This window comes from Streptomyces sp. URMC 127 (assembly GCF_051386535.1).
Lineage (GTDB): Bacteria > Actinomycetota > Actinomycetes > Streptomycetales > Streptomycetaceae > Streptomyces.
On the sequence record NZ_JBPQTW010000265.1, the window covers coordinates 1 to 8126 of the forward strand.

Below are 8126 nucleotides of genomic sequence, written 5' to 3' on the forward strand. Positions count from 1 at the left end.
CCCCCCCCCCCCCCCCCCCGACTCCGTGCTTCGCGCATGCATCCAACGGCCGCCGCCTCGGCGGCCGTTTTTGCTGTCCGGGGCGGCGTCCCTCTCGACACAGGGAGCGCACCACCCATGACCAGGATCTTCAGCGGCATCAAGCCCACCGGCCACCTGACCCTCGGCAACTACCTCGGCGCCATCCGCCAGTGGGTCGAGGTGGACCAGCACAAGGCCGACGCACTCTTCTCCGTCGTCGACCTGCATGCCCTGACCGTGGACCACGACCCGGCTCGCGTTCGACGCCTCAGCCGGCAGACGGCCACCCTTCTCCTGGCGGCCGGGCTGGACCCGGCTCAGTGCACTCTCTTCGTGCAGAGCCACGTGGACGAGCACACCCGGCTCTCTTATCTCCTGGAGTGCACGGCGTCCGACGGCGAAATGCGGCGGATGATCCAGTACAAGGAGAAGGCGGCACGGGAGCAGGCCGCGGGCGGAAGCGTACGGCTCTCGTTGCTGACGTACCCGGTGCTGATGGCGGCGGACATCCTCGCTTATGCGGCGGACGAAGTGCCCGTGGGCGAAGACCAGGCCCAGCACGTCGAACTCACGCGGGATCTCGCGGTGCGGTTCAACCAGCGGTACGGGCACACGTTCACCGTCCCCAAGGCAGTCCTTCCGACCGTGGCCGCTCGCGTCATGGACCTGCAGGAACCGACGGCGAAGATGGGGAAGTCCCACGCGGAGACGGCCGGCATCGTCTACCTGCTCGACGAGCCCGAGGTCGTGCGCCGCAAAATCATGCGTGCCGTGACCGACAGCGGCAGCGATGTCGTCCACGACCGCGAGAACCGTCCCGGTGTCACGAATCTGCTGGAGATCCTGGCCGCCTGTACCGGTAGCGCGCCCGCGGAACTCGCGGCGGGCTATTCCTCGTACGGCGCTCTGAAGCGGGACACCGCCGACGCGGTGCTGGAGGTGCTGCGGCCGTTGCAGGAGCGGCACACCGAGCTGTGCGGTGACCCGGGATATGTGGACGCGGTGCTGCGGGAGGGCGCCGAGCGGGCGCGTAACCTCGCCCGGCCGACCGTGGACGCGGCTTACCGCGCCATCGGCCTGCTGCCCGCGCACTGAGGACCGGCCCTACGAGCTCGCGCCGACCGCCGCGCCCGCATCCACGCCCGTGCTCGCGGAGCGGAAGGCCCGCCGGTAGTCGCGCGGGCTCGTCGCGAGGCGGGCCGCGAAGTGCTGCCGCATGGTGACCTCGCTGCCGAAGCCGCAGCGGCGCGCCACCTCGGGCATCGGCAGCCCCGTCCGCTCCAGGAGCTTCTGTGCCGCGGCAACGCGCTGGTCGAGCAGCCACTGCACGGGCGTCGTACCCGTCGTCGCCGTGAAGTGGCGGGCGAAGGAGCGCGGCGACATTCCGGCCCAGTCCGCCAGGTCGGCGACGGTCAGCGGTTCGGCGAGGTGGCGCAGGGCCCGTTCCCGTACGGCGGCCAGGGCGTCGGCCTCGCGGTCGGAGCAGGGCGTGGGCTGTTCGACGAACTGGGCCTGGGTGCCCGTGCGGAAGGGGGCGGTGACCATGGAGCGTGCGATGGTCGCCGCCGCCTCGGCGCCGTGGGCCGTACGGACCAGGTGGAGGCAGAGGTCGATGCCGGCGGCGACGCCGGCCGCGGTCCACACGCCGCCGTCCTCGACGAACAAGGCGTCGGGGACAACCTGAACGCCGGGGTGGGTGCGGGCCAGGAGTCCGGTGAGGTTCCAGTGGGTGACCGCACGACGGCCGTCGAGCAGACCGGCCTGGGCGAGGACGAAGGCTCCGCCGCAGAGGGCGGCGACCGGGACGCCCGCGCCGTGGGCGCTGCGCAGCGCGGTGAGGACGGTTCCGGGGACCGGGGCCAGGTGGTCGTCCACGCCGGGGACGACCACGAGATCGCTCGCGCCGAAGCCGTTCAGGGCGTCGAGGTCCTGGTCGGGCGTGAGGGTCAGCCCGCCGGGCATGGCCACGGGTGCCCGGCCGGCACCGTAGCGACGCAGCGCGAAGCGGGGAGCGCCGCGGTCGGTGCGGTCGACGCCCCAGACCTCGGTGATGACGGCGACGTCGAAGGCGCGGATGCCGGGGAAGGCCACGAGGGCGATGCGCTGCGCTGGCTGCATGGGGACCATCCTGCCGGGATCCTGCTTGGCAGCAATCCATCGAACAGGGTCACTTCCGCCACTGTGCCCGTCCCGCGGCGGCGACAAGGATCGTCAGCATGAACAGCGCACAGAACATCCGTATCAGCGACAATGCCGCCCTCGTCGTCATCGACGTCCAGAACGCCTGGAACGAGAAGGAGCACTTCCCGCCTCGCAACAACCCTGCCGCCGAGGACAACATGGCGCAGCTGATCGACGCCTGGCAGGAGGCGGGCAGGCCCGTGGTGTTCGTACGGCACGACTCGCCCAAGCCCGACTCGCCGCTGCGTCCGGGCCGGCGGGGAAACGACCTGCAGGACTTCGTCGAGCAGCGGCGCGGCAAGGGCAGCGGGCCGGAGCTGCTGGTCACCAAGACGGTGAACTCGGCGTTCCTCGGCACGCCGGACCTGGGGCGCTGGCTGGACGAGGCCGGGATCCGGCAGCTGGTCGTCATCGGCATCATGACGAACTGGTGCGTGGAGACGACCGCCCGGATGGGCGGAAACCTCGGGTACGACGTGATCGTGCCGGTCGACGCGACGTACACGTTCGACGCGGTCGGCCCGGACGGGGAGACGCTCACGGCGGACGAGCTGTTCCGGGCCACGGCGACGAACCTGCACGCCGCCGGCTTCGCGAAGATCGTGCCGACGGCGGCGCTGGTGGCCCGGGCCTGAGCAGCCCGGCTCAGCCTGGTCGGCCCCGGTCGGCCCCGGTCGGCCCTGGCCAGCGCCCCGGTCAGCCCTGGCCAGTGCCCGGGTCAGCCCTGGCCAGTGCCCGGGTCAGACCGGTCAGCCCTGGTCAGGAAGTACGTTCAGGACCGGGCCGGGCTCATCACCCCTCGCCCGACGCCAGCTCCCGGCTACGGTCGCGGGCAGCCTCCAGGGCGGCGATCAGCGCGTGGCGCACCCCGTGCTTCTCCAGCTCGCGGATGGCGTTGATCGTGGTTCCGGCCGGCGAGGTGACCGCCTCGCGGAGCTTGACCGGGTGCTCGCCGCTGTCGCGGAGCATGACGGCCGCTCCGATGGCGGCCTGGACGATGAGGTCGTGGGCCTTGTCCCGCGGCAGGCCGAGGAGGATGCCCGCGTCGGTCATCGCCTCGACGAGGAAGTAGAAGTACGCCGGCCCCGAGCCGGACAGCGCCGTGGCCGCGTCCTGCTGGGACTCGGGCACCCGGAGCGTCTTGCCGACGGGCTTGAAGATCTCTTCGGTGCGCAGGAGATGGTCCTCCGTGGCATGGGTGCCGCCGGAGATCACCGACATGCCCTCGTCCACCAGGACGGGGGTGTTCGGCATGACGCGCACCACGGGATTGCCGCCCGGCAGCCGCTCCTCGAAGAAGGACGTGGGCACGCCGGCCGCCGCGCTGATGACCAGCCGGTCGGCGGGCAGGTGGGGGGCGAGCTCGCCGAGGAGCGCCGCCATGTCCTGCGGCTTCACGGCCAGGATGAGCGTGTCGGCGGACTTGGCGGCCTCGGCGTTGGTGACCGTCTCGACGCCGTACCGGGCACGGAGCGCCTCGGCGCGCTCGGGGCGGCGGGCGGTGACCAGGAGGTCGTCGGTCGACCAGCCCGCGCGGATCATGCCGCTCAGCAGCGCCTCGCCGATCTTTCCGGTACCGAGGACGGCGACTTTCTGGGTCACGAACTCCACCTCTTCGCTGGTTTTCGCTGGTCGGGGGCGTGTCCGGTCATCTTTGCACCCCGCGCGCACGACGTGCGCCGGGCGCAGTCCACCGGTAAGCCCACGGGGGTCCGCGCCGGAGCGATGGGACGAGCGGATTCCGGCCGGCCACCACAGCGTTTACATCGTGGTAACGCGCGAACGCTCCCCGGGCATTGGCCACTTGGACAGAATGACCGCGGGTGTCCACGGCACACTCCGTCACCCTCTCCCGTCCGGCCGGTCCTCACCCCGACGTCTCGCTGCCCGTACGTCTCCACTCGTACGGCCCGGCATTCACACACCCGACACGCTGCACAAGTCCAGACCCACTGCACAGGTCCAACAGGTCCAACCAGGTCCCACAGGTCCAACCAGGTCCGACCAGGTCCAACAGGCTCCGACACGCAACGATCGACGACCACATCGCTGCGCGACGCCACGCGCTGGAGGCAGATCCTCGTGGACAAAATACCCCTCAGGCATGCCCGCAAAGTGCTCTCCTGGACCAAGCTCCGGTCAAACCCTTCCGGCAGCTCCGACGGCTCCGGCAGTGCCGACAGCTCTGTCGGCTCAGCTGGCTCAGCCGGTGGCACCAAGCGCTCAGGCTCCGGCCGAAGCAGCCTGCGCCGTGATCTCCGTGCCGACGTCACCGCCTCCCTCGTCGTCTTCCTGATCGCCGTACCCCTCTCCGTCGGCATCGCCGTCGCCTCGGGCGTGCCGGTGGAACTGGGGCTGGTCACCGGCGTGGTCGGCGGACTCCTCACCGGGCTGCTGCCGGGCAGCAGCATGCAGGTCAGCGGCCCGGCCGCAGGGCTGACCGTGCTCGTGTACGAGGCGGTGCGCGACTTCGGGCTCACCGCGCTCGGCGCACTGGTCCTCACCGCGGGCCTGCTGCAGATCGCCATGGGGCTGCTGCGCCTGGGCCGGTGGTTCAGGGCGATCTCCGTGGCCGTCGTCCAGGGCATGCTGGGCGGCATCGGCCTGGTCCTCATGGCCGGCCAGATCTACGCCATGGCCGACACCCGTCCGCCCGGCGGCGGCACGGAGAAGCTCATGGGCATCCCCGACCTGATCATCAACACGCTGATCTCGGACGACGCCCTGACCGCCGCGGCGGTCGCCACCGGCACGATCGCCGTCCTCGTGCTGTGGCCCCGCTGGCAGCGCGGCGCCCAGTTCCTCCCCGCCCCTCTGGCGGCGGTCGCCCTGGCCACGGGCATGGTCGCCGGCCTCGACCTGCCGGTGGCCCGGATCGAAGTGGACGGCATGCTCGAAGCGATCCAGCCGCCGGGCAGCGCGGACTTCGCGCGGCTCGGCGAGATGAGCGTCCTGGGCACCGTCCTGGCCTTCGCCCTGATCGCCTCGGCGGAGACGCTGTTCAGCGCCGCCGCCGTCGACCGCCTGCACGAAGGCCCGCGCACGGACTACGACAAGGAGCTCATCGCGCAGGGCGCCGGCAATACGGTGTGCGGGGCGCTCGGCGCCCTGCCGATGACGGCGGTCATCGTGCGCAGCTCGGCCAACGTCCGGGCCGGCGCGCGGACCAAGGCGTCGCGCGTCCTGCACGGCGCCTGGATGCTGCTCTTCGCCGCGTTCCTCCCCTGGGCCCTCGAAGTCATCCCCGTGGCGGCACTCGCGGGGGTGCTGATGCACGCGGGATGGAAGCTCCTGCCCGTACGGGACGTCATCCGGCTCTGGCACGAGCACCGCGGTGAAGCCGTAGTGCTCGTGGTGACCACAGGGGCCATCGTGACGACCAACCTCTTCGAGGGCGTCATCATCGGCCTGCTGATGGCCGTAGCCAAGGCCGCGTGGGAGACCTCGCACGTCCATGTGGAGACGCGGACAGCCGAGGACGGCACGGTGCACGTCCGGGTCCTGGGCAACGCGAACTTCCTCCGGCTGCCCAAGATCCTCGACGAGCTGGAGGCCACCCTCCCGGGCTCGGGACAACCCGGCTCGGGACAACGGGGCTCGGGACAACCGGTGGAACTCGACCTGAGCGGCCTGCGGCACATGGACCACGCCTGCCGGTCGGCACTCACCGCGTGGGCGGAGCGCAACGCCGAATCCCGTGGCCCGGTGGCTACCGGGCACGCGCCAGGCTCGCCGCCACACGCAGGCTCCGGACCGTGGAGCGGACAACCTGCTCCTTGACGAAGGCCGCCGGCCGCCCGGTCAGGACGGAACTGCGCGGTGAGTCATCACCGTGCACCGGCTGGATGAGCCCGTCGGTGCGGCCGAGGCTGATGCACTGCATGACGTAGCGGAAGGCGAGCGGCTCCGCCGGCCGAGACCCGAGGTCGGCGAGAACGGAGGCCGCGGCGTGCGCGCCCGTGGGCATCGCGGTCGCGCACGCCATGCGGAGGGAAGTGCCCGCCGCATCGCCGGCTGCGTAGACGGCCGGATCCGTGGCCGACCGGAGCGTGCGGTCGACCACGATCCGGCCCGCGGCGTCGAGCTCAAGGCCGGCCGCGGCCGCGAGCTCGGTGCGCGGCCGCATGGCCGCCGCCCAGACGGTGACGTCCGCGTCGACGTCGTCGGCCGAGGCGACCCGCTGCCCTTCCCGGACCTGCACGCCCATCGCGCGCAGAGTCGTACGGACATGCCTGCGTCCCTTACCGGACAGGCCTGCGCCGAGAACGCCCGCGGTGAGGAGCCGGACCTCCCACTCGGGGTGGGATTCGGCGATCTCAGCGGCGAGTTCGATACCGGTCAGCCCGCCGCCGACGACGGCGAGCCGCCCCGGCCCGTCGAGCAGCCGCTTGCCCAGCTCGGCCGCCGACTCCGCGGTGTAGGCGCGCTCCTGCTCCCGCGCCTCTCCCGCACTGCATGCACCTTGAGCGGCGCCTGTACCGCCTGTGTCGTCGGTGTCGCCTGTGCCGCGGGTGTCCGTAACGCTGCCGAGGGCATAGACGAGCCGCTCGTAGGAGAGAGTCCGGCCGTCGTCCGTACGGAGCTGCCTGCGTACGAGGTCCAGGTCGACGGCGCGGGCGGCGATGTGCCGGATCCGGGTGCCTCGGAGGAGTGAGGACAGCGGGTGCGCGACGCTCATCTCCGGGCGGCCGACGGTCAGTTGATGCAGACGGACGCGCTCGGTGAAGTGGTCGCTGGGATCGACGAGGGTGACGGCGAGACGGGGGTTCAGCGCCAGCCTCAGGACGGCGGTGAGGCCGGCATAGCCGGCGCCGAGGACGGCGATGTCAGGTCGGGGCGTCATACCTACACGACGAAACAGAGCACCGAAGTGTGACAGTCACAGTCCCGCCGGGTCGACGTGCCGGAGCTTCTCCGGGTTGGCGACGGCGTACACCTCGGTGATCCGCCCCTCGTGCACAGCGAACGCGATCACCAACACCCGGCCGTGGGCCAGGTCGACGGAGACGATGCCGGGTGCGCCGTTGACGTCCCGCACCACCACCCGCATCGACAGCGGGTCGAAGCGGCGGACGATGCCCTGGGCGAAGCGGGCGACGTTCTCGCTGCCGCAAATAGGACGGCGCGCGGCCGAGACGTTCCCGCCGCCGTCCGAACGCCAGACGACATCCGGGTCCAGGACGGACAGGAGACTCTCGAAGTCGCCGTTCATCACGGCGGCGAGGAAAGCGTCGACGGTACGCCGGTGAGCGGCGCGGTCGACCGAACACCGCGGAGACTCGGCGCGCACGCGCTTCCGCGCGCGGGAAGCCAGCTGCCGTACGGAGGCCGGCGTGCGCCCGACGATTTCGGCGATCTCGGTGAACGGCACGGAGAAGACATCGTGCAGGATGAACGCCGTCCGCTCTGCCGGCGTGAGCTTCTCCAGCACGGTCAGCAGCGCAAGTCCGATGGATTCATCCAGGGTGACCCGGTCCTCGGGGCCAGGAACTGCGCCGAGGACGGGCTCCGGCAGCCATGGGCCTACGTAGGTTTCGCGGCGGGAGCGGGCAGAGCCGAGCTGGTCGAGGCAGATGCGGCTGACAACGGTCGTCAGATAGGCGGCGGGGTTGGCGGCTTCCTCCTCGGGAAGCAGCTGCCAGCGGAGCCATGCCTCCTGAAGCGCGTCCTCGGCGTCGGCGACCGATCCGGTGAGCCGGTAGGCGACGGCCCAGAGTTGGGGGCGGTGCTTTTCGAAATCAGCCAGGGATGCCATGGGACCGCCGGCTCCTCTCGTGAGCGCTCGGGTAAACGCAGAAAAGCCCTGGCAGGAACTCAAGGTTCCCACCAGGGCTTTTCTCAACATTAGTTCGGCGGCGTCCTACTCTCCCACACGGTCCCCCATGCAGTACCATCGGCGCTGAAAGGCTTAGCTTCCGGGTTCG

General features: G+C 71.1%; 7 protein-coding genes and 1 rRNA gene. 3 read left to right on the plus strand and 5 right to left on the minus strand.

The annotated features are described in order from the left end of the window. Positions 1-117 precede the first annotated feature (117 nt). Positions 118-1116 carry a tryptophan--tRNA ligase gene (gene trpS / locus ACSNOH_RS31315; protein ID WP_436724829.1) on the plus strand — a complete coding sequence of 333 codons (999 nt, stop codon included), beginning with the start codon at positions 118-120 and terminating at the stop codon, positions 1114-1116. Positions 1117-1125: 9 nt separating this feature from the next. Here the strand turns inward: trpS and ACSNOH_RS31320 are convergent, their stop codons facing one another. Then, the gene (locus tag ACSNOH_RS31320; RefSeq protein WP_436724830.1) at positions 1126-2139 is read right to left on the minus strand and encodes a GlxA family transcriptional regulator; all 1014 of its coding nucleotides are present in this window, start codon (positions 2137-2139) and stop codon (positions 1126-1128) included. A gap of 98 nt (positions 2140-2237) precedes the next feature. Here ACSNOH_RS31320 and ACSNOH_RS31325 point away from each other — a divergent pair, with 98 nt between their 5' ends. Next, positions 2238-2837 (plus strand): cysteine hydrolase family protein, encoded by a 600-nt coding sequence (locus ACSNOH_RS31325; RefSeq protein ID WP_436724831.1) that lies wholly within the window; start codon positions 2238-2240, stop codon positions 2835-2837. Positions 2838-2994: 157 nt separating this feature from the next. Here the strand turns inward: ACSNOH_RS31325 and proC are convergent, their stop codons facing one another. Next, the gene (proC, locus tag ACSNOH_RS31330) at positions 2995-3804 is read right to left on the minus strand and encodes a pyrroline-5-carboxylate reductase (protein ID WP_436724832.1); all 810 of its coding nucleotides are present in this window, start codon (positions 3802-3804) and stop codon (positions 2995-2997) included. Between the two features lie 642 nt (positions 3805-4446). Here proC and ACSNOH_RS31335 point away from each other — a divergent pair. Next, complete coding sequence (locus tag ACSNOH_RS31335) at positions 4447-5982, plus strand: SulP family inorganic anion transporter (RefSeq protein ID WP_436724835.1); 1536 nt, start codon at positions 4447-4449, stop codon at positions 5980-5982. Here the strand turns inward: ACSNOH_RS31335 and ACSNOH_RS31340 are convergent. From ACSNOH_RS31340 to rrf, 3 genes are all read right to left on the minus strand, one after another. Further along, entirely contained in the window at positions 5912-7045 is a 1134-nt protein-coding gene (locus ACSNOH_RS31340; protein ID WP_436724833.1) for an NAD(P)/FAD-dependent oxidoreductase, read from the minus strand. The genes ACSNOH_RS31335 and ACSNOH_RS31340 overlap by 71 nt on opposite strands. 36 nt (positions 7046-7081) lie before the next feature. Further along, positions 7082-7957, minus strand: a complete 876-nt coding sequence (locus ACSNOH_RS31345) for a sigma-70 family RNA polymerase sigma factor (RefSeq protein ID WP_436724834.1) — start codon at positions 7955-7957, stop codon at positions 7082-7084. A gap of 92 nt (positions 7958-8049) precedes the next feature. Further along, positions 8050-8126, minus strand: a 5S ribosomal RNA gene (gene rrf / locus ACSNOH_RS31350); the annotation flags it as partial.

Excerpts from the sequence above, each read along its gene's own strand:
- ACSNOH_RS31345 (WP_436724834.1), bottom strand. The coding sequence starts at position 7,957 with ATGGCATCCCTGGCTGATTTCGAAAAGCACCGCCCCCAACTCTGGGCC.
- ACSNOH_RS31320 (WP_436724830.1), bottom strand. The coding sequence starts at position 2,139 with ATGCAGCCAGCGCAGCGCATCGCCCTCGTGGCCTTCCCCGGCATCCGC.
- ACSNOH_RS31340 (WP_436724833.1), bottom strand. The coding sequence starts at position 7,045 with ATGACGCCCCGACCTGACATCGCCGTCCTCGGCGCCGGCTATGCCGGC.
- trpS (WP_436724829.1), top strand. The coding sequence starts at position 118 with ATGACCAGGATCTTCAGCGGCATCAAGCCCACCGGCCACCTGACCCTC.
- ACSNOH_RS31325 (WP_436724831.1), top strand. The coding sequence starts at position 2,238 with ATGAACAGCGCACAGAACATCCGTATCAGCGACAATGCCGCCCTCGTC.